The 19,101-nt window shown below is 59.2% G+C and carries 16 protein-coding genes; 10 read left to right on the top strand and 6 right to left on the bottom strand.

Going from position 1 to position 19,101, the window contains the following annotated elements; all coding sequences use genetic code 11:
- Nucleotides 1–69: 69 nt before the first annotated feature.
- Both rlmB and WBG04_RS12995 read left to right on the top strand, forming a co-directional pair.
- On the top strand, nucleotides 70–648 hold the full coding sequence (gene rlmB, locus WBG04_RS12990; RefSeq protein ID WP_424314863.1) for a 23S rRNA (guanosine(2251)-2'-O)-methyltransferase RlmB: 579 nt from the start codon (nucleotides 70–72) through the stop codon (nucleotides 646–648).
- A complete protein-coding gene (locus tag WBG04_RS12995) occupies nucleotides 645–1,448 on the top strand; it encodes a metallophosphoesterase (protein ID WP_424314864.1) in 804 nt (267 codons plus the stop codon). The genes rlmB and WBG04_RS12995 overlap by 4 nt, the downstream gene beginning before the upstream one ends.
- A gap of 24 nt (nucleotides 1,449–1,472) precedes the next feature.
- Here the strand turns inward: WBG04_RS12995 and metX are convergent, their stop codons facing one another.
- Entirely contained in the window at nucleotides 1,473–2,618 is a 1,146-nt protein-coding gene (gene metX / locus WBG04_RS13000) for a homoserine O-acetyltransferase MetX (RefSeq protein WP_424314865.1), read from the bottom strand.
- 101 nt (nucleotides 2,619–2,719) lie between these two features.
- On the opposite strand from metX, the gene WBG04_RS13005 reads away from it, so the two are divergent.
- A complete protein-coding gene (locus WBG04_RS13005; RefSeq protein ID WP_424314866.1) occupies nucleotides 2,720–3,283 on the top strand; it encodes a DUF1802 family protein in 564 nt (187 codons plus the stop codon).
- Nucleotides 3,284–3,310: 27 nt separating this feature from the next.
- Here the strand turns inward: WBG04_RS13005 and WBG04_RS13010 are convergent, their stop codons facing one another.
- From WBG04_RS13010 to WBG04_RS13025, 4 genes are read right to left on the bottom strand one after another with little or no spacing between them, the layout of a single operon-like run.
- Entirely contained in the window at nucleotides 3,311–4,834 is a 1,524-nt protein-coding gene (locus WBG04_RS13010; RefSeq protein ID WP_424314867.1) for a sulfatase-like hydrolase/transferase, read from the bottom strand.
- Nucleotides 4,835–4,884: 50 nt separating this feature from the next.
- Nucleotides 4,885–6,300: an arylsulfatase gene (locus WBG04_RS13015; protein ID WP_424314868.1), complete on the bottom strand. Its 1,416-nt coding sequence runs from the start codon at nucleotides 6,298–6,300 to the stop codon at nucleotides 4,885–4,887.
- Between the two features lie 58 nt (nucleotides 6,301–6,358).
- Nucleotides 6,359–7,774 carry a sulfatase gene (locus WBG04_RS13020; protein ID WP_424314869.1) on the bottom strand — a complete coding sequence of 472 codons (1,416 nt, stop codon included), beginning with the start codon at nucleotides 7,772–7,774 and terminating at the stop codon, nucleotides 6,359–6,361.
- A 19-nt stretch (nucleotides 7,775–7,793) separates the two neighbouring features.
- The gene (locus tag WBG04_RS13025; RefSeq protein WP_424314870.1) at nucleotides 7,794–8,591 is read right to left on the bottom strand and encodes a ThuA domain-containing protein; all 798 of its coding nucleotides are present in this window, start codon (nucleotides 8,589–8,591) and stop codon (nucleotides 7,794–7,796) included.
- A gap of 215 nt (nucleotides 8,592–8,806) precedes the next feature.
- Between WBG04_RS13025 and WBG04_RS13030 the strand changes: the two genes are divergently transcribed.
- The 7 genes from WBG04_RS13030 (at nucleotide 8,807) to WBG04_RS13060 (ending at nucleotide 17,853) form a co-directional block, all read left to right on the top strand.
- Nucleotides 8,807–9,805 carry an AAA family ATPase gene (locus tag WBG04_RS13030; RefSeq protein WP_424314871.1) on the top strand — a complete coding sequence of 333 codons (999 nt, stop codon included), beginning with the start codon at nucleotides 8,807–8,809 and terminating at the stop codon, nucleotides 9,803–9,805.
- An 8-nt stretch (nucleotides 9,806–9,813) separates the two neighbouring features.
- Nucleotides 9,814–10,671, top strand: coding sequence for a DUF58 domain-containing protein (locus WBG04_RS13035; RefSeq protein ID WP_424314872.1), 858 nt, complete (start codon nucleotides 9,814–9,816; stop codon nucleotides 10,669–10,671).
- A 3-nt stretch (nucleotides 10,672–10,674) separates the two neighbouring features.
- Complete coding sequence (locus WBG04_RS13040) at nucleotides 10,675–11,409, top strand: hypothetical protein (RefSeq protein WP_424314873.1); 735 nt, start codon at nucleotides 10,675–10,677, stop codon at nucleotides 11,407–11,409.
- The gene (locus tag WBG04_RS13045; RefSeq protein WP_424314874.1) at nucleotides 11,406–12,431 is read left to right on the top strand and encodes a vWA domain-containing protein; all 1,026 of its coding nucleotides are present in this window, start codon (nucleotides 11,406–11,408) and stop codon (nucleotides 12,429–12,431) included. Before WBG04_RS13040 ends, WBG04_RS13045 begins: the two co-directional genes overlap by 4 nt.
- Nucleotides 12,428–14,488 carry a vWA domain-containing protein gene (locus WBG04_RS13050; protein ID WP_424314875.1) on the top strand — a complete coding sequence of 687 codons (2,061 nt, stop codon included), beginning with the start codon at nucleotides 12,428–12,430 and terminating at the stop codon, nucleotides 14,486–14,488. The genes WBG04_RS13045 and WBG04_RS13050 overlap by 4 nt, the downstream gene beginning before the upstream one ends.
- 8 nt (nucleotides 14,489–14,496) lie before the next feature.
- The gene (locus WBG04_RS13055) at nucleotides 14,497–17,010 is read left to right on the top strand and encodes a hypothetical protein (RefSeq protein ID WP_424314876.1); all 2,514 of its coding nucleotides are present in this window, start codon (nucleotides 14,497–14,499) and stop codon (nucleotides 17,008–17,010) included.
- Nucleotides 17,011–17,535: 525 nt separating this feature from the next.
- Nucleotides 17,536–17,853, top strand: coding sequence for an ArsR/SmtB family transcription factor (locus WBG04_RS13060; protein ID WP_424314877.1), 318 nt, complete (start codon nucleotides 17,536–17,538; stop codon nucleotides 17,851–17,853).
- Between the two features lie 353 nt (nucleotides 17,854–18,206).
- Here WBG04_RS13060 and WBG04_RS13065 read toward each other — a convergent pair whose 3' ends face one another.
- Nucleotides 18,207–18,914 carry a tyrosine-type recombinase/integrase gene (locus WBG04_RS13065; protein ID WP_424314878.1) on the bottom strand — a complete coding sequence of 236 codons (708 nt, stop codon included), beginning with the start codon at nucleotides 18,912–18,914 and terminating at the stop codon, nucleotides 18,207–18,209.
- Nucleotides 18,915–19,101 lie beyond the last annotated feature (187 nt).

The raw sequence follows: 19,101 nt of genomic DNA on the forward strand, positions 1-19,101 counted from the left end.
AGCGTGAACTTGGGAATCCGTGTTAGGGAAAGCTTGCGGTTGGGGGGTGGTCATTTCCATGCTGTGGGCATGAAGCCACGCCGTCAGGGTCGCGAAGCTCGTGAGAACCGTCATGTCCGTCCCCCCACGGAGATTGCGGTTCGTTCGCGCGATGAGGACGAGTTGATGGCGATCTTGGAAACGCGGCAGAAACCGCTGATTCTGGTGCTGGATTGTGTGCAGGATCCTCACAATTTAGGGGCGATTTTGAGAACCGCTGACGGTGCGGGGGTGGATGCGGTGGTGGCTCCGAAGGACAAGGCGGTGGGGATTACGGAGACGGTTCGGCGGGTTTCGGTCGGTGCGGCGGATCACGTGCCCTTTGTCCAGGTGACGAACCTGGCCCGTACGATGGAGCGACTCAAGGAGAAGGGAGTGTGGTTTGTGGGAACCTCGGACCGGGCAGAGAAGTCACTCTATGAGCTTGATCTCAAGGGTCCGCTGGCGATCGTGCTTGGAGCGGAGGAGAAGGGCATGCGGAGACTGACGGAGGAGAACTGCGATTTTCTGGCGATGATCCCAATGGCGGGAAAGATCGAGTGTCTCAACGTCTCGGTATCGGCCGGGGTTTGTCTTTTCGAAGCCGTGCGCCAGAGGTCGTTGCCATGAACGAACCGGTGCTCATTCTTTCCGATCTGCATTTGGGGCTTCCGGCATCGCGCATTTCTGCGGCCGAACAATTGCGTCCGCTGATCGAGGGGGCGGGCACGGTGATCTTCAATGGCGACACGTTCCAAGAGCTGGCCAAGGCGTATCGGCCTCATTCTGAAGTGCTGTTAGAAGACTTGAAGGCGATCTGCCGTGAACTTGGGGCGCAGCCCTTATTTCTTCCCGGGAACCATGATCCTGGCTGGGGTGGCCCGGGCTGGGCGGAACTCGCTGGAGGCAGGATCATCGTGACGCATGGAGATTCCGTGATGTGGGGAGGCTCGCCATGGAGTCGGGAATCGATTTCTCGGGCGGATCAGGTTCGCGAGCTATGGGCGCAGAATGAGAGGGCCGACTATGATCCTGAGGAGCGGATGGAGTTGGCGAACAAGATGGCGCTGCTGCTGAGGCCTGCGACGGTTCCCAAAGGTCGGAGTCTGTTCCGGCGCGTGGCGGACGCGGTCAATCCTCCTCGGCGGGCGTTTGAGATCCTGCGGGTCTGGTGGGAGCAGGCCGAGAAGGCGGCCATCTTCGGCAAACGGTATTTCCCCAAATCTGAGGTGCTGATCCTCGGCCATTTCCATCGGCGCGGGGTGTGGACGAGGTCCGGCCGGCTGATCGTGAATACGGGCGCATTCGTAAATCCCAATCGTGCCAACTGGGTTGGCTTTCAAGATGGTTGGCTGACGGTGGGCAAGGTCAAGGAAAGGAACGGCAAGTTCTTCCGTGGAGAATCGGACGCGGTGTGGCGGGCCGAGTAGATGCGGAATCCGGCCGCAGGCTCGTTACTGGCTCAAGAGCCAGGAAATGTGTGGTGTGTAGAGATCCGGCTCAAGGAGGAAGGAGTCGTGGCCTTTGTCCGAATGCACGGTGATGTGCATGGGCTCCACACCGCCCTCGACAAGGTGGGCGACGAGATCGGTCTGCTCTTCGGGATAAAAACAGAAGTCGGAGTCGATCGAGAAGACGAGCCACTTCTGCCCGGCGTCGCGACAGCGCTCGAAGAGCTCTTTTGGGGAGTTGGCATCGCCTTCGTTGGCACCATTGAATCGTGACCAGAGATCGATGATCCGCAGGTAGGTGTTGGCGTCAAAGCGTTTGGTGAACTTCTTCCCTTGATGGAGCATGTAGCTCTGGAACTGGTCGCGGACGCGATACCAGGCGAGTGTGTCGGTCGATTGCTTGACGTCGTTGCGGGCACGTTGCTCGAAGGCATCGACGTGGACGAAGGTCTTGTGCGAGATCATTCGAGCCAGTGCCAGTCCGTAGGCGGGGCTACCATTTTCATAGTAGTCGCCGCCATTGAAATAGGGGTCGTTTTCAATGGCGAGGATCTGTTCGAAGAGGATCAGTCGGTTGAGGACGGTCGTCTTGTAACCCGCGGCGATCGAAATGACATTTCGGACACGGTCGGGAAAGCGCGTGGCGAAGGTCAGGGCCAGCAGCCCGCCGACGGACGGTCCGACCACAGCGTGGAGTTGGCCGATCCCAAGTCGGTCGAGGAGCTTGGCCTGGATTTCGACCTGATCGGCGGCGGTCACATGGGGGAATTTCGAGCCGTAGGGTTTGTTGGTGGCCGGATTGATCGAAGCCGGGCCGGTGGTGCCATAGCAACCGCCGAGGTAGTTGGCGCAGACAATGAAGAACTTGTCGGTGTTGAGCGCCTTGCCGGGCCCGATGAGGTCACTCCACCAGCCGTCGTGAAGTTCCGGCTGCCAAAGCTCGCCAATGGCGGGAATGGCCGGGTTTTCACCGCAGGCGTGGTGGCTTCCGGAAAGGGCGTGGAAAAGGAGAATCGCGTTGCTGCCATCGGCATTGAGGGATCCCCAGGATTCGTAGGCGACGGTGACCTCCGGCAACTCTCCGCCATCACGGAGGCGGAAAGGTGCGTCTTCGCGGAAGGTTTCGAAGTGGGTTTCAACGGTCGGCACGGGGGGCGGGTCTAAGGCTTGGGGAGGCGCTTGACGAGGGTTTTTAGCTGCCGCGAACTTGGAACTTGGATTGGAGGTGGGCGCTGGGGATATGATTGGCCATGACCAAGGGATTCAAGGAGTGGCAGGTCGTGTGCGATGCTTTGGCGAGTGGTCGGCAATCGCTGATCCTACGCAAGGGTGGGATTCACGAGGGTCGGGAGGGCTTCGCCTTCGCCGAGGAGTCGTTTTTTCTCTTTCCCACCCGCTTTCACAATCAGGATCAGTTCGTCCGGGAAGGGGCCATCGATCCGCTGCCGGAATGGCAGGAGGGAGAGGCCGTCCGCATCAGTCATCACTGTGAGGCGCTTTGGGCGAAGACGCTGAACGATTGGGAAAAGGTCGCCGCCTTGGCGCCCTTTCACATCTGGACGGAGGAAACCATTCGCCAGCGGTTTGATTGGGAAGGCAAGGGGATGAGTGCGGGCGGCATCCATGTGGCGCTGGTGCGCGTACGGGAACTCGCCAAGCCATGGGAATTTTCCTACGGACCGAAATACGGTGGTTGTCGTAGCTGGGTGGATCTTCCCGATCCGCCGGACGATTGGGAAACGGATTGTGGGTTTCCCGTGGGCGATGATGACTTTGCGACGCTCGCCGATCGCTTGGAGCAAATCATCGATTGAGGCCTCGCGGCTTCGTGAGAAGGCTGACTACTTCGAAGGATTCGGAGACGCTTTGCTGGGAAGTGGATCGTTGAGGCGGAGCATTTCTTCGGAGAGGACCTTCTTCATTGCAGCAAGCTTTCCAGCGAACTCGGGATTGGGCGCGAGGTCGGTCATCTCATCGGAGTCCTTGTCGAGGTGGTAGAGGCGGTAAACTTCAGCTTCGGGATAGTGGATGAGTTTCCAACCGTCTTGGATGACGCAGCGCTGGAGCTTGGTGTAGGCACCATAAATGACATCACGGTTCGAGGAGGGACTGCCCTTGGTGTGGGGAAGGAGGCTCTTGAAGTCGATCGGTTGATCGGGTTTGGCGCCGGCGAGTTCGAGGGTGGTGGGGACGATGTCCTGAATGTAGACGCGACTCTTGATGCGTTTGCCTGCTTCGATGCCGGGGCCATTGATGATGAGCGGTGGGCAGAGGCTGTGTTCATACATGTTCTGCTTTCCGATCAGCCCGTGGTGACCGACGGCGAGGCCATGGTCAGCCGTGTAGATGATGTAGGTGTTGTCGGCTTTTCCACTCTTCTTGAGTGCCTCAAGGATCTTGCCGATCTGTTCATCCATGTGGGTGATGAGGGCGTAGTATTCCTGACGGTTGACCTTTATGGCGTACTCCGTGCGGGGAAATGGGGCGAGCTTGGCATCACGCAATTTCGGGCCGCAGCCGATCTGTTCATCGTAGGGGTAGCGGGGCAGGAAATTTTCGGGAACCTTGACCTTGTCGAGGGGATACATGTCGACGAATTCCTTCGGTGCCTGTCGCGGGTCGTGAGGGGCGTTGAAGGCGATGTACATGAAGAAGGGATCGGGCTCCTTGGCGGCCGTCTCGATGAACCCGATGGCTTCGTCGCGAAGGACTTCGCTCCAGTGGGTGCCTCCTTTCCAGAACCCCTGCCATTTCTTGTCCCAGGGAAGCCACTCCTTGTCGTTCTCGTCCTTAGGTCGGTTGTAGCCTTCAGGGACTTGATTCGGCATGCCGGGGCGGACGGTGCCGACGTGATCAAAGACCTTGTCGGGTTTGAAAAGTTCCACATGCCACTTGCCGGCGAAGTAGGTCTCGTAGCCGGCGTCGCCCATCAATTGGCTCCATGATTTGATCGCGTTCGGATTGGGTGTGCCTTTGTGCTCCTTCCTCCATTTCGACGAATCCTTGGTGGCCCGGTGGGCATTCCAAACGGTGCGGCCGGTATTGAACATGTGTCGGCTCGCCACGCAGACCGCACCACTCCATGAACCCATGTTGTAAGCGTGGTCGAAGCGCGTGCCTTCCTCGACGAGTCTGTCGAGGTTCGGGGTGATGACCTCACCCCCGATTGCGCCGATGGTTTCCCAGCACTGATCATCGGCGATGATGAAGAGGATGTTCGGCTTCTCTTTTGCCGCCCGGGCGTTTCCGAGAAGGGCGAGGGTGGCGAAGGCGAGGGCTGCAAGGCGGGCGGTTTTAAGGGTCATCGGGAGATTCCGGGTCTGGGTTTCCCGGCCTTTGCCGGGTGAATGCGACGAGTCTTCCATGGATCGACGGGATTGTAGGGAGACAATTCCTGCCATCGGCACCCGGACTCTCAAGGGGCCTTCTTCAGCGGTGTGTGAGCCTGGTCCATGAGCTTCTCCATTTGTTGGACGAGTTCGGGATTGCTTGCGGCCAGATCGTTTTCTTCGCCGGGATCCTTTTTCAGGTTGTAGAGTTCGATGGGGAGGAACTTCTTGCCTCGGTTCTTTTCCGATCGCTGGACGGCTTTCCAGTCTCCCATTCGCAGGGCGCGTGCGGTGTAGGTCTCACGCTTTGCTTGGATGAACTCAAAGTAGTAGTAGCTTGGCTTCGCTTGGTCCGGCTTGCCGAGCAGGGTGGGGAGCAGGGAGACGCCGTCGCATTGATCCGGTATTGGCTGACCGGTGATCTCGGCGAAGGTCGGCAGGAGATCCTGAAAGGCGCTGATGTGATCATTGACGGCTCCGGCTTCGATGTTTGCGGGCCAGCGGACGAGGAAGGGGGTGCGGATGCCGCCTTCGTAGAGGTCGCGTTTGTGTCCCCTTAGGGGTCCGTTCGAATCCCAGAAAAGCGGATCATGTCCACCCTCGATGTGGGTGCCGTTGTCGCTGGCGAAGAGTACGATGGTGTTGTCGTCGATGCCGAGCTCGACGAGCATGTCAAGGATGCCGCCGATCTGGTTGTCGAGGTTCTCCATCATGGCGGCGAAGCCAGCGATGGGGTTCTTGACATCGGGAGTCTCCTCGCCCGGGCCTGCACCGTATTTGCCGATCTTGTTGTCGAACTCGGGATAAACCTTGCGCCATTTTTCGTGGAGTTGCTCCGGCGCATGCATGGCCGCGTGAGGCACGGCGGTGGGAATGTAGCAGAAGAATGGCTTCTTCGCTTTGGCGTTCTCGCGTATGAAATCCGAGGCGTCGGCCATGATGAGGTCGTGAATGTAAGTGCCTTCATCAAGGGCTTCTTCCTTTCCATCCCGGACAATGCTCGTGGGGTAGTAGGTGTGGGCGATCACCTGACTTTTCCACCCTGAAAAGTGGTCGAAGCCATGGCTCATCGGGTTGCTGGCACCTTCCCGGGAGGTGGTTCCAAGACCCCACTTCCCGAAGGCTCCAGTGGCGTAGCCGGCGTTCTTGAAGAGGCGCGGTAGCGTGGTCATTTCGGGATCGAGGGCGAAGCTGTCTTCATTGCCATTGCCCCGGCAGTGCACCCTGCCGGGGTGCTGGCCGGTCATCAGGACGGCGCGTGAGGGTGAGCAGACGGTGTTTCCCGAATAGTGATCGGTGAAGCGCATGCCTTCTTTTGCCAGGCGATCGATATTCGGAGTCTTGAGCTTCTTCTGACCGTAGCATCCGAGGTCACCCATGCCGAGGTCGTCGGCGAGGATGTAGATGACGTTGGGTGGCGTTTCGGATTCCGCTCGAACGGACGCGGCGCTCAGGGAAACGATCCCGAAGGATAGCAAGGCGAGGAGACGGGTTGATTTCATGACGGGTTGATCTTGGTTCGAATGATTCGGATGAGGAGACTCGTGGCGTTTGTCGGAGCTACTTCGCCGGATCGGCGACAAACTTCTGGTTGAGTTCAGCCGGGACCGGGGCATCGAGTTGCTTACGCCACTGATTCAGAACCGCGTGGAGTTCGGAGGCTTTCTCTGGATGGGATTGCGCGAGGTTGTTGCGCTCTCCGAGATCGGCCTCGAGATCGTAAAGCTCGATGCGGCCGTCTTCGAAGTACTCGTGGAGTTTCCATTTTCCCATGCGCAGGGCAGATCCGGGGCGGGTCCTGAATTGCGAGTCGTGGGATTCGTAGTCCTGGTTCACGTATTTCTCGAGATAGATGGGGAAGTGCCAGAACAGCGCGCGATCAGGAATTGTGCCTTCTTCTTTCAGGAGTGGGAGCATGGAGACGCCGTCGAGGATCTTGTCGGACGGCTTGGGGATGCCGGCGGCGGCGAGGAAGGTCGGATAGAAGTCGGTGCCGATCACCGGGGTATCGCAGGTGGAACCGGCGGGAACGACGGTCGGCCAGCGAACGACGAGCGGTTCGCGGATGCCTCCCTCGAAATAGGAGCCCTTGCCCGAGCGGTAAGGTTTCTGGCTGGAGATGTTCCGGAGGGCGCCGTTGTCCGAACAGAACAGAACGAGAGTGTTTTCTTTCAGTCCCAGTTTCTCGAGTTCATCGAGGATGCGTCCGATTCCCTGGTCCATCTTTTCAATCATCGAGGCATAGGGGGCATTCACAGGCTTCCCCTTGTAATGGTCGATGAATTCCGGGACCGCCTCGATCCTGGAGTGGACCGAGTAGTAGGCCATGTGCATGAAGAAGGCGTGATCCTTGTTTGCACGCATGAACTTGATCGCCTGATCCGCGAAGATGTCCACACGGTGGGTGCCCTTGGGATACTGCCGGTTGTAGCGCTTCATCGAGCCGGACTTGAACGGGACGAAGTAACCACCGGTGGGGCTGCCGCCTTTGTCCCCGCCGATATTCACTTCAAAGCCCTGCGAAAGCGGATCCCTGCCGAGGTGCCACTTGCCCAGATGAATGGTTTTGTAGCCACCTTGCTGAAGTGCTTCCGCCAGGGTGAAGTTGTCGGCGGTTAGATGTTCCGTGTTTGGAATCGGAATCAGTTTGCGGTCCCTGGATTTCCCGCGATCGGAATTGCCGACGGTATAGACGCCATGGCGGGGGGCGTATTGGCCGCTGAACACGCAGGCACGGCTTGGGGCACAGTTGGAAGCCGGGGCATAGGCGTTGGTGAAGAGCATGCCCTCCGCGCGCAGCTTGTCGATGTTCGGCGTGCGGTATCGTGGGTTGTTGAAGCCAACATCCATGACACCGAGATCATCGGCGTTGATGTAAATGATGTTTGGTCGGGTCTTCGACTCCGCGTAGGCGGAGATGCCGGCCATGGCCGAGATTGCAAGGGAAAGGAACGCGATGCAGGGCTTCGATCTCACGGTCATCGACTTTGATCTCCTACTTGATGTTTTCAGCGACGGGCTTGCCGGCCGCCCAGAGGAATCCCCGGGTAATCATGTCCATGTAGTTCTCCTGAAGCATGGTCTCGTTGTGATGGCCGATGGTGGTGCCGAACACCCGTGTCTTCTTGGGACCGTAGGCATTGACCCAGATGTTGGTGAACATCTTCTTCTTGGCTTCCGACATCGACTGGGCGAGCGGCGTGGCGGTCGGGTAGATTTTATTGATATAGTAGAGTTCGCCATTCGGGGTGGTCCAGTTCTCCATCCCCTTGGTGATCTCATGTTCCTTGTTGGTGATCTCGACTTCGAAGGGATGCTTGGGGCCGTGACCGGGGGAATGAACGCCGCAGAACTTCCACCAGTCTTCGGCAATCGGACCTTTGCGATAGCAATGCATCGTGCAATGGACGAGCACCGCGGGAGTTCCCTCCAGGTGAGGCTTGAGGATTCCGGCAATGTAGTCCACATCGCCGACGTTGGCGAAGCACTCGTTGTGGACGACGATGTCGTAGCCCTTGGCCCAGTCCGGGTTCTTGTAGAATTCAAGCAGCATGTCGCCGGCCTCGGTGCGCTGGTGGAAGATGGTCCATTCGACGGGATACTTCGATTGGGAATCGATCGCCGCCGGGATGATTTCGCGCTGGGTGTCGTAGTCGTGGCAGCACCCCCCGGTGATGAGCAGGGCCTTGATCGCCGGGCCGGCGCTGTTTGCTGGCTTGCCTTTCTTCGGAGCGGCAACAAGGGGGGCGTTTAGGGCCAGAAGAAAGATGGCTAGACTGAGGAGTTTGGTCATGTCAGCGGATTGGATTTGAAATAAGGATCGAATCCTGACTTTACGCGTCAAGTTCAAGCTCCTTTCGATTCATTTCAAACTGGCAGGCGGTCATCACTGGAGCGCCGACCCTCCATGGTGGCTTGCTGCTGGAGCGGGGCTTGTAAAGATGATGGGCGAGAGTGATAAAGCGGGCTGTCGTCGCCCGTTCTCAAACTCTCGTCTCTTTTTTGCCCATGACCGCCGCCGAAACCGAGCTATTCCTGAAACAGATCGAAGCTCACAGCGCCAAGCTGGATGAGGTTCGTGAGGTGATCGGCCGGGTCGTGGTCGGGCAGGGACCACTAGTCGATCGTCTGCTGTTGGCGATCCTTTGCAACGGCCACGTCTTGCTGGAAGGAGTGCCGGGGGTGGCGAAGACGCTGACGGCGAGTTCATTGGCGCGGGCGATCCATGCGAAGTTCAGCCGGATCCAGTTCACGCCGGATTTGTTGCCGGGCGATCTGACGGGGACGCTGGTCTATGATCCGCGTGATCATTCCTTTTCGGCGGAGAAAGGTCCGGTCTTCGCCAATCTGCTGCTGGCGGATGAAATCAACCGCGCTCCGGCCAAGGTGCAGTCGGCTTTGTTGGAAGCGATGCAGGAGAAGCAGGTGACGCTTGGTAAGGAAACTTTTGCGCTGCCGAAGCCATTTCTCGTGCTGGCGACGCAGAACCCGATTGAGCAGGAGGGGACCTATGCTTTGCCGGAGGCGCAGATCGACCGCTTCATGTTCAAATTGAAAGTCGGCTATCCGGGAATGGAGGAGGAGTTGGCCGTCGTGCAACGGATGGCGAAGACTGCGGAGCCGGCACTGGTGGAGCCAGTACTAGGATTGCCGGAGTTGATGGTGATGCGTGAGACCCTGGAGAAGGTGTTTATTGATGAAAAGGTGGAGCGCTACATTGTCCGCTTGGTGGATGCGACGCGGCATCCAGGGAAGTACGGTTTGGATATTGATCGCTACCTGCGTTTCGGCGCTTCGCCCCGGGCGTCGATCTTCCTTTCGCTGGCGGCGCGTGGTCAGGCCTTCATGCAGAAGCGGACCTACACGGTGCCGCAGGATGTGAAGGACGTGGCGCACGACATTTTGAGACACCGTCTGGCGATTTCCTATCGAGCCGAGGCGGAGTCGATCACCTCGGATGACCTTCTTGAGCGGATTCTTTCGACGGTGCCTGTGATTGAGGAATGATCGATGAAATGGAAAGTCGGCTTCGGCTGCTTGAGTTGAAGTGCCGTCGACCGGTGGAGCATCTGCTGGTCGGAGAGTATCGTTCGGTCTTTCGTGGGCAGGGGGTGGAGTTCGAGGATGTCCGTCCCTACCAACCCGGAGACGACGTGCGGACGATGGACTGGAAGGTCACGGCTCGGACTGGCACGCCGCACATCAAGCGCTACATTGAGGAGCGTGAGCAGTTCATCTATCTGTTGGTCGATGTTTCGGCATCGATGCTCGAGGGAGCCGGCGGTCGCAAGCGGGCGACCATGGCGGAGTTGGGATCGCTGATCACGATGGCCGCGGTCGGTAATGGCGACCGGGTGGGCTTGGTGCTTTTCACCGATCAGATCGAGCTGCTGATTCCTCCGGGAAAAGGTCGTCAGCACGGACTGCGGATCATGGAGGCCTTGGTCGGCTTCAAGCCGGTGGGTCGGCAAACGGCATTCAGTGACGTCTTTGCGCGCTTCGGTCATCTGGCGCGGAAGCGCTCGGTGGCCTTCGTGATCTCCGATTTTCTGGCGGGCGATTACCTTGAGGAAATGAGCTCCTTGGCGCTGCGTCACGATCTGAATGCGGTGAACCTTTTGGAAGTCGATGGCTTGGAGTCGGTGGATGAAGAGTTGGTGAGATTGGAGGATGCGGAGTCGGGTGAGGTGCGCTTTGTGGACCTGGGTCGGAAGAAGGCGAGTGAGGATCGGCATCATGAAACGCTGCAGGAGCAGATGATGGAGCGGGGAGTGAGTTTGATGGAGGTCGGGGTCGGCGAGGATTGTGTCTCGGCCTTGGCCGGGTTCTTTCGCTCGCGGCAGCGGAGATTGGCGGATGAAACGGGCGGCTGAGTGATGAGAGGCTTTCGACCATTTCTAGCGGTTCTCGGATGCCTGACGGGAGGGCTGTGTGCCCGGGAAGGAATTTCGGCGGAGGTCGTGCCGGCACAGGTTCAGCCGGGAGATTTGTTTGAGCTGCGGGTGGTGATGGAGCGGAGTGCATACGGTCGCTTCGAGCTGAAAGTTCCCGGGCATGAGCGCCTGCATCGAGTCGCGGTGGAAAAGGTGCCGGTCCGCTTGGAGGACGGGGTTTATCGACAGCAGGAAACGTGGCTGCTGCAGGCGGATTCGTCGGGCGAGTTGGTGATCGATGGGGTAATCGCCTTGTTGGAGAAAGAGCAGGAGTTTGAAGAGGTGAAGCTACCGTCGCTGCGGGTCGAGGTGCTGCCTTATGCCGCAAAGGATGCCAGTGATGAGCCTTTGGAATTTCCTGAAGCGGAGGCGATGGGTTCTGATCTCGCCTACGGTCTTTGGATCATTGGTGGCGTGCTTTTGGCCTTGGGCTGCTGGTGGTGGATCAGTCGGTCGAACACGACTGGAGTGTTAGAGACGGCGAGTGGGGCTTCCCGCATTGGTCTCGAGTGGGAGGCCTTGCTGGCAGGGAAGCCAGATCGCCGAAGCTTGGAGCGCTTGATGGTCGAGAGGAAATGGTCGGCCGAGTCGCATCAGGAACTGTCGGAAGTCGTTTACGGCGGACGACCGATTAGCGACAGCCTGGTGGAACGCTTGCGGAAGGAGGTGGGGCGATGAGCTTTCTCCATCCATGGCTGCTGGCGTTGATTCCGGTGCTGGCCTTCCTGATGCTGCGAAAGCCGAAGTTGGAGGGCGGTCTGCCGATTCCCTCGTTGAAGCTCTGGGATCATGTCGATCAGGGACGCGCGCGCTACCTGTGGGTGCTGCGGGCGTTGAAGTTCCTCACGGTGGCGATGTTGGTGACCTCCCTTGCACGACCGCAGGCAGGCACGACGAAGAGCATGCAGGTGACCGAGGGTATCGCGATCCAGCTGCTGGTCGATGTTTCGAGCAGCATGGACATGAGCATGGATCTCCCGGATGGCGACAAGCGGACCCGGATGGAAGTTTCGAAAGAGTTGGTCGAAGATTTCATCGCGGGCGATGGAGAGAAACTGCAGGGGCGGGCGGACGATCTGATCGGGCTGATTACCTTTGCTCGCTATCCCGACACGCGTTGTCCGTTGACCTTTGGTCATCCGGCTTTGCTGCAGTTGGTGAGGAGTCTCACGGTGCAGGATCGCCCGAACGAGGATGGCACGGCCTATGGGGATGCGCTGGCTTTGGCGGCGGCGCGTCTGAAACATCTCGATGAGATGCAGGCCGAGGATCAGAGCCTGATCACGGGCGAGGTGACGAGCCGGGTGATCGTTCTTCTAACAGACGGCGAAAATAATTCGGGCAAGCACATGCCGCTCGAAGCTGCGGGTCTGGCCAAACAGTGGGGGCAGAAAGTCTACTGCATCAGTCTCGGTGATCCGCAGGACTCGGTGGCGGGGACTTCGACCAGCTTGTTGTCTCCCGCGGAGAAGGTCTTGGAGCATATCAGCAAGGAAACGGGCGGGGTATTTAGGAAGGCGCATGACTACGATTCGCTGAAGGCGGTTTACGAGGAAATCGACAAGCTTGAGCGCTCGAAAATCTCGACGCGCAATTTCAGTGAAGTTTCGGAATGGTTCTGGATGCCGGTGGCGGCGGGTCTGCTGGCCCTGCTGACGGGCATGCTGCTGGAGGCAACCCTTTTGCGAACGACGCCATGAACTTCCTCGTGATTCAATGGCCGTGGATGCTCGCGCTGCTGCTACTCCTGCTGCCGTTGGCCGGAGCGCTCGCGCGGGCCCGGCGGAAGCGGAGTGATCTGCGTGCGCGCTTGGGCGCGGATGAGGCGAGGGGAGAGAAGCGGCGCGATTGGCTGCGGATCGCGGCGGCGATGGTGTTGATCGTGGCGCTCTCGCGGCCGGGTTATGCGCCTGAGCGTCGCGCGGTGTCGCAGAGTGGCCGTGACGTGGTGTTTGCGATCGATGTTTCGCGGAGCATGCTCGCCGAGGATGCGCATCCCTCGCGTTTGGAGGCAGCGAAGCAGGGCGTGCGCGATGCGCTGGCGGGATTCGGATCGGAGCGGGTGGGACTGGTGATCTATGCCGGCAGCGCGACGATTCTCTGCCCTTTGACTTACGACTACGACTTCGTCCGCTACATGCTTGAGCAGGTCAATCCGCGGGCCGTGGATTTCGGCGGGACGACGGTGCTCTCGGCGGTGGAAAAAACGGTTGATAACGTCTTTTCCGACGAGCGGAAGGGGATGCAGGATCTGGTGGTGCTCACCGATGGCGAGGATCATGTGCCGGACGCGGCGCGGGTGGCGGAGCTGCTCAAGGAGAGCGGGGTCGACCTGCTCTTGATCGGTCTCGGGGATACGAGTTCGGCGAGTCGAATCCCGATCGAGAACGAGGAGGGAGGAAAGAGTTATCTCAAACACGAAGGCGACTTTGTTTCGACGCGACTCAATGAAAAAGTCCTGCGCGAACTGACCGCCAGGAGCGACGGGGCGTCGTATGTCGGACCGGGAACGGCGGCTTTTGATCTGGGGGGGATTTATGCGAGTTATGCGATGGGGAAACCGGCTGAAGGTGCGATGGGTGCGGATAGTTTTGTGGTCTACAAGGAGGCGGGGATCGGGCTTGTCGGGTTGGCGTTGGTCATGCTCGTCGCGGCTGGTCGCGCGGGCAGCTCGAGATGGGTTTTGCTGATGCTGATGGCGTTCATGGTTCAGCCGCTGTGGGCGGAGAGTTTCGATCAGGCGAGGGGGCTGCAGCTTGACGGGAGATTCGAAGAGGCGCTTGAGATCTATGGAGAGCTCGATGGCTTCAATCCGGCGCAGGCGGCGGCAGTGAAGTTTAACGAGGGTTTGTGTTATTTGGCTTTGTCGGAGAAGACTGCCGAAGAATCGCCGGCCGGAGCGCTTGCCTCGGCCCGCATGGCGCAGCGGTATTTTCTCGAAGCGAAGCGCTTGGACCGTGACCTGGAACGCGCGGGGATGCGGCTCGACTCGACGGCGACTCTGATCGCTCGCTATGAAGAAGAGCTGAGGAAAAAGGAGCAAGAGGATCAGGTGGTCGAGGAACTCTTGGACGCCATCATTGAGCGTTTGAAAGTCTTGTACGAGAAGCAGTCGGCTTTGTTCATCGAAGTCCAGGAAAAGGCTCCGAAGTCAAGGCCTGCGAAGAAAGGGCCTGCTCCTCCAACGGTGGCTCCGGTCACGGCGAGCAAGGATGGGCGACGCTTTGCAAGTTCCCAACAGCAGTTGAATACTGAGGGTGTTTCGATTCTTGGTGAGATGGAAAAACTCGATGAAGTGATGATGGCGGCGATGCCGGAAGGAACGCCTCCTGAGATGAGTGTGATGCGGGAACCGATTCGCTTGATGGGTGAAGTGGTGACTGTTCAAAAGCAGGCGGTCGTTCCGTTGGGCGAGTGGAAGACCTGGCCGGAGACGATGGGATACCAGCAGATTGCGCTCCGACGCATTGAGGAGATTCTCGGAATCTTGGAAGGGGGAGAGTCTGATGATTCGGGAGAAGGAGAAGACGGTGAATGGGACGATGAAGGAGAGTGGGACGAGTATGGAGAAGGTGAGGAGGGCACTCCCTCATCAATGCCGATGGAAGGCGATCTTGCGGCTGGTAGTGAGATGGCACCACTGCCGGTGCCGAATTATTCGGTCGAGGATTTGCTGATGGAAGAGCAGGGGAGCATGCAGTTCCGCGAGCAGCAGCGGGCGAAGTCACAAGCGGGAAAGGTTGAGAAAGACTGGTGATGAAACTCGTGCGCCCACTATTTCTGATGGTCCTGCTGGCTTGCTTCGGGCGGGCGCAGGAGCCCGTCCTTGAGGAGGGGGCGAAAGACCTGCCGATTCAACAGGTGGAGCTGAAGCTTCGCGATGCCTCGTGGTTTGTGGATTCACCTGCGAGTGCCTTGGTGGTGCTGCCGGAGCCAGTCGAGGAACCCGGGGACTACGGCACGAATGGCGACGGAGTGGTGGTGATCTCGATCGATGTCGGAGCAGCCGAGAACGGCAAGGGTTCGGTGGCGGTGGTGACCTGGCTGCCACAGCGCGAAGGGTTGGTGACCATACCGGCCTTGAGTTTTGAATCCGAGACGACTCGCTACCAAAGCCCTCCCATGCCCGTGCTGGTGAGTGTTCCGCAGAAGTCGTCGGAAATGGAGCTGACTCTCACGCCGGGGAAGAAGCAGGTGATGGTGGGTGAGCCGCTTCGGGTCGATGTGCGATGGAGCTGTCAGGTGCCGACGAAACGCTTGCGGGCGATGTCATCTTATCCCGCATTCTTCAATGACCCGACAGTCGAAGCGGTGGTGCCGCGAAGCACCGTGCCGGAAGAAGAACAGATCGGATTGCCGTTTGGAGGCCGGCGGGTGATCGGTCATCTATCGGAGAAAGATCAGGGGGAGGGGCTTGGTGTGGTCGAGTTTCCGATCTATCTCCGGATGAGCGAAGCAGGAACCTACACGCTGCCGGTGGTGAGGCTCGAGTGCGCGCGGCTCAAGAAGGAAGGCGGCGCGTTTGCCCCTTACGCTGCGTATTTCAACAACGGACTCTTCGAAGCAATCAGCGAAGGCGAGGCCTATGAGCGGGTGTTCGTGGAGTCGGAGCCGACCGAGATCGAAGTACGACCCTTGCCGCAGGAAGGTCGTTTGGAATTGTTCAGCGGATTGTTTGCTCCCTGCAGCTTCGAGGTTTCGGCGAAGCCGACAGAGACCGAAGTGGGGCAATTGCTCGAAGTCGACATCCTCGTGCGATCCGAAGCACCGCATGGATTTCTGGATCTGCCCGAGCTGACGAAACAGCGCGCCTTGCGGAGTTGGTTCAAGGTGGATTCCGAGTATGGTCGCGCCTGGCATCCCGAGGGCACGGTGTTTCGGACCCGGGTGAGACCTTTGACGACGCGAGTGGAAGCGTTTCCCGCGTTGGAGTTTGAGATTTTCGATCCGCAGAAAGGCGCGTATCAAATCGTGACGACGGATGCCGTTCCGCTGCGCGTGCTTCCGAGGGATGGACGCGATTATTTCGATGCCAAAACTCTGGGAGGTGAGACGCCGAGTCTTTCGGCCCAGCCCACCGGGATTTGGCAGAATGCGGAGATCAACAAAATGGATGAGATACTGAACAAGCTCGGCAATTTCATGGCCGACTATTTCTGGTTGCTGCTGGCGGCTGGTCCGCTGCTGTTTGCCGCCGCACTTCCCTGGGCGCGTGAACGGCGTCGATGGGCGATGGATCCAGACTATCGGAAGCGGCAACTCGCCTATCGGGCGTTCTTGAAGGAAGCCGAAGGCACTGCTGAGAAGTGGACGAGCTTTCGCGCTTTCCTGGCGACGATCCTTGGCGTCGAACCAGGGGCGTGGACCTCTGGCGATGCCAGGCGGCTTGCCAAGCTTGGCTTGGCAAAGGAGGACGTCGAACTGGTGATGCGCAGTCAGGAATCGAAGGATGCGGCGGAATTTTCACACGGAGCCGGAGCGGCGAGACTTCCCGAATTGGGACCCGTGGCGAAGCGGATCGTCAAAGTGGCGGGTAAGGTCATGCCGCTGGTGCTTGTTCTTTTTTTCAGTGGAGTGGCATTCGGATCCGATTGGGATCGCGCGAGCCGACTGTTCGATCAGGCAATGGAGGAACAGCCCGCGTCCGACGAGGCCGTGTCGTTGTTCACCCAGTCGGCCTTGAGTTTCGAAGCGGCAGCCCGCTCCGATGCCCCCCGTGGTCAAGCGTGGTTGAATGCTGGGAATGCCTGGTTTCAAAGTGGCGAGATCGGTCGGGCGATTGCAGCCTATCGACAGGCCGAGGTCTATCGACCCTTCGATCAAACGCTTCAGGAAAATCTAACGGCGACCCGAGCTCTTGCTGTGGATCGAGTTGAGGACCATCAGTCATCCCCGTGGTTGCAGTGGCCGATGCGCTGGGTCGCGGCCTTGCTGATTCCGGTTTCCTTGGGATTCTGGGCGGCCTGCCTTGGCGTGGTGCGTTTCCGCAGTCGCGGCTGGTGGGTCACGGCTGGCGTGCTGCTTGCCATCGGGCTCGGTCTTGGAGTGCTCGGACTAATCGTCAAGGGTCAGGATGGCAGGCTTGGGGTAGTGGTCGTTCCCGAAGTCTTCGGACGAAAGGGACCGTCCTTCCGCTATCAGCTGGCCTTCAACGAAGCGCTTCACGATGGCCTCGAGGTCGAGGTGGTGGCACGTCGAGACGGATGGATCCAAATCGAATTGTCCGATGAGCGTCAGGCCTGGATTCCGGAGTCGCAGTTCCAGTTGATTTTACGCTGAGCTCCCGTGGGTTCTGTGGAGCGGTTCCTCCTCGTCCTTCGTCCCTCCTCCTCGTCCCTCGTGCTCGTCCTTCGTGCTCGTCCTTCGTCCCTCGTGCTCGTCCTTCGTCCCTCGTGCTCGTCCTTCGTGCTCGTTCTCGTCCTCGTCCTCGAGACAACAAAGCTGAAGGACGGGTCATTCGTTTCGAGAACGGGAACGGAGCGGGAAGGGGAAGCTCGTCTCCCCAACGCCCCCAGTCATCCCCCAAGGGCTCTGAGCTCCTGTTGGACGTCACCGACGGCACCTGCAAGATGCCTCAGTCCTGTTCCAAGACCAATTACTCCTGAGTCATGTAGCAATACTCCTTTGTAGAGAATAATCACTCTCGATTCAAGAGATCCACGACTTTAAGCAAGATGTTTGACTCCTTGTTCAAGAGAAATTACTCTTTGTCCAAGAGCACCAACTCCTCGGGCAAGAGAACCTACTCCTGTGCTCAGGGGAACAACCGCTTGAACCCCTTGATTCACCAACTCCGACACGCCCATGGAAGCTCAGGACTCGTCACCATCACCCGCGCGGGCGTATCCGATTGGCACGGTCCTGCGGGCCATTAGTAGTCCCGTGCGTTGGGCCATTTTGCGGGAGCTTGCCAAAGGTCAGTCGCTCCCCGTGGTTGAGATTGCCAGGCGGCTCCGCGCCACCCCATCGGCGATCTCCAAGCATTTCAGTGTGCTCTATCACAGCCACATCGTGAACAACGAGCATGGCCGCTATCGGATCGCCCCCGGTTTGCTCTCCGCCGATCGGCAAACCCTCGACTTCGGCTGCCTCCTCATCCGCCTCGACCGGCTTTCCAAGTAGCCCTGCTCCGTGGACAGCCCTGCTTTCCGCGCAAGGGAGCAAGGGCATTCCTGCCCTTGTCGAGCCACCCGTAGAGTTCACCCCACCCGACCAGTCTTGGTAATTAGAGGTCGAAGGTCAGAGGTCGAAAGTCGGAAGTCGAAAGTCAGAAGTCAGAAGTCAGAAGTCAGAAGTCAGAAGTCAGAAACGCCGCGCTACCGCGCCCTTGGAGGCGGCACGCCCCCGTGCCGCAACCCCGGCAGCCCGCCTCTCCCTTGCAAACCAATCGCCGCCCAGTGCTCCTGTTCCATCAGACAAACCAAGCACGTGGGGGCTGATTGCGTGGGGCGAAGCCCTTTACGCGACGCAGCCCTTTACGCGAACGCGATCCCATCCAACGGACTCGTCACCCCCAGACCACTCACTCCCAGCGCCACGTGCAGGTAGATCTCCGTCGTCGTGATATCCTGATGACCCAGCAGCTCCTGAATTCTCCTGAGATCCGTCCCGCCCTCCAGCAAATGCGTCGCAAACGAGTGCCGCAGCGCATGACTCGTCACCCATTTGTTGATCCCCACCGCAGCCGCCGCTCGCTTGATCCCATCATTGTAAACCTGCGGATGAATGTGATGCCGCCGCCGCACATCGCATGCCGGATCCACCGAGGTCTGCCGTGCCGGAAACAACCAACACCATTCAAAGCTCTCCGCCGCACGTTTCATCTTCCTTCCCAGCGCCCCGGGAATGTGAACCCCGGCCAGGCCCGCCGCACGATCCGCCTCCCATATCTTGCGCGCCGCCTCCACCTGCCCAGCCACCGCCTCCAGCAAGCTCTTCGGCAGCACCGTCATTCGATCCTTGTCGCCCTTTCCCTTGCGCACCGTCAGCGTCCCGCGCTTCAAGTCGACATCCTTGATCCGCAGCCGCACCAGCTCTGAACGCCTCAGCCCCGCCCCATACTGGAGTCGTGCCGGCAGACCATAGCTACCTTGCGCCGCACGGCCGGGCCGATCAAGCCACTCAAAAATCTGCCCCGTTTCCTCCTTCGTCAGCACCACCGGCCACGTAAAACCTTCGGTCACGTGGCTTCGCGCCTTGGTGTATGAGCAAAATGGTTTCTCAATTGCTTGTCGAGAAATCGCCTCCCTCCACCGCTCTTCAGGAAACAAATCGCGTGAGGCGAAGCCTTTTACGCGACTCTCCCTGAAGCATCTGATTCCTGGAGATAGGCCTCGTAGTAGATCAACTTCCATGGACGTCGCCCCTTGG

The sequence above is a fragment of the Haloferula sp. genome, assembly GCF_049672945.1.
In the GTDB taxonomy this organism is placed as follows: Bacteria; Verrucomicrobiota; Verrucomicrobiia; order Verrucomicrobiales; family Akkermansiaceae; genus Haloferula.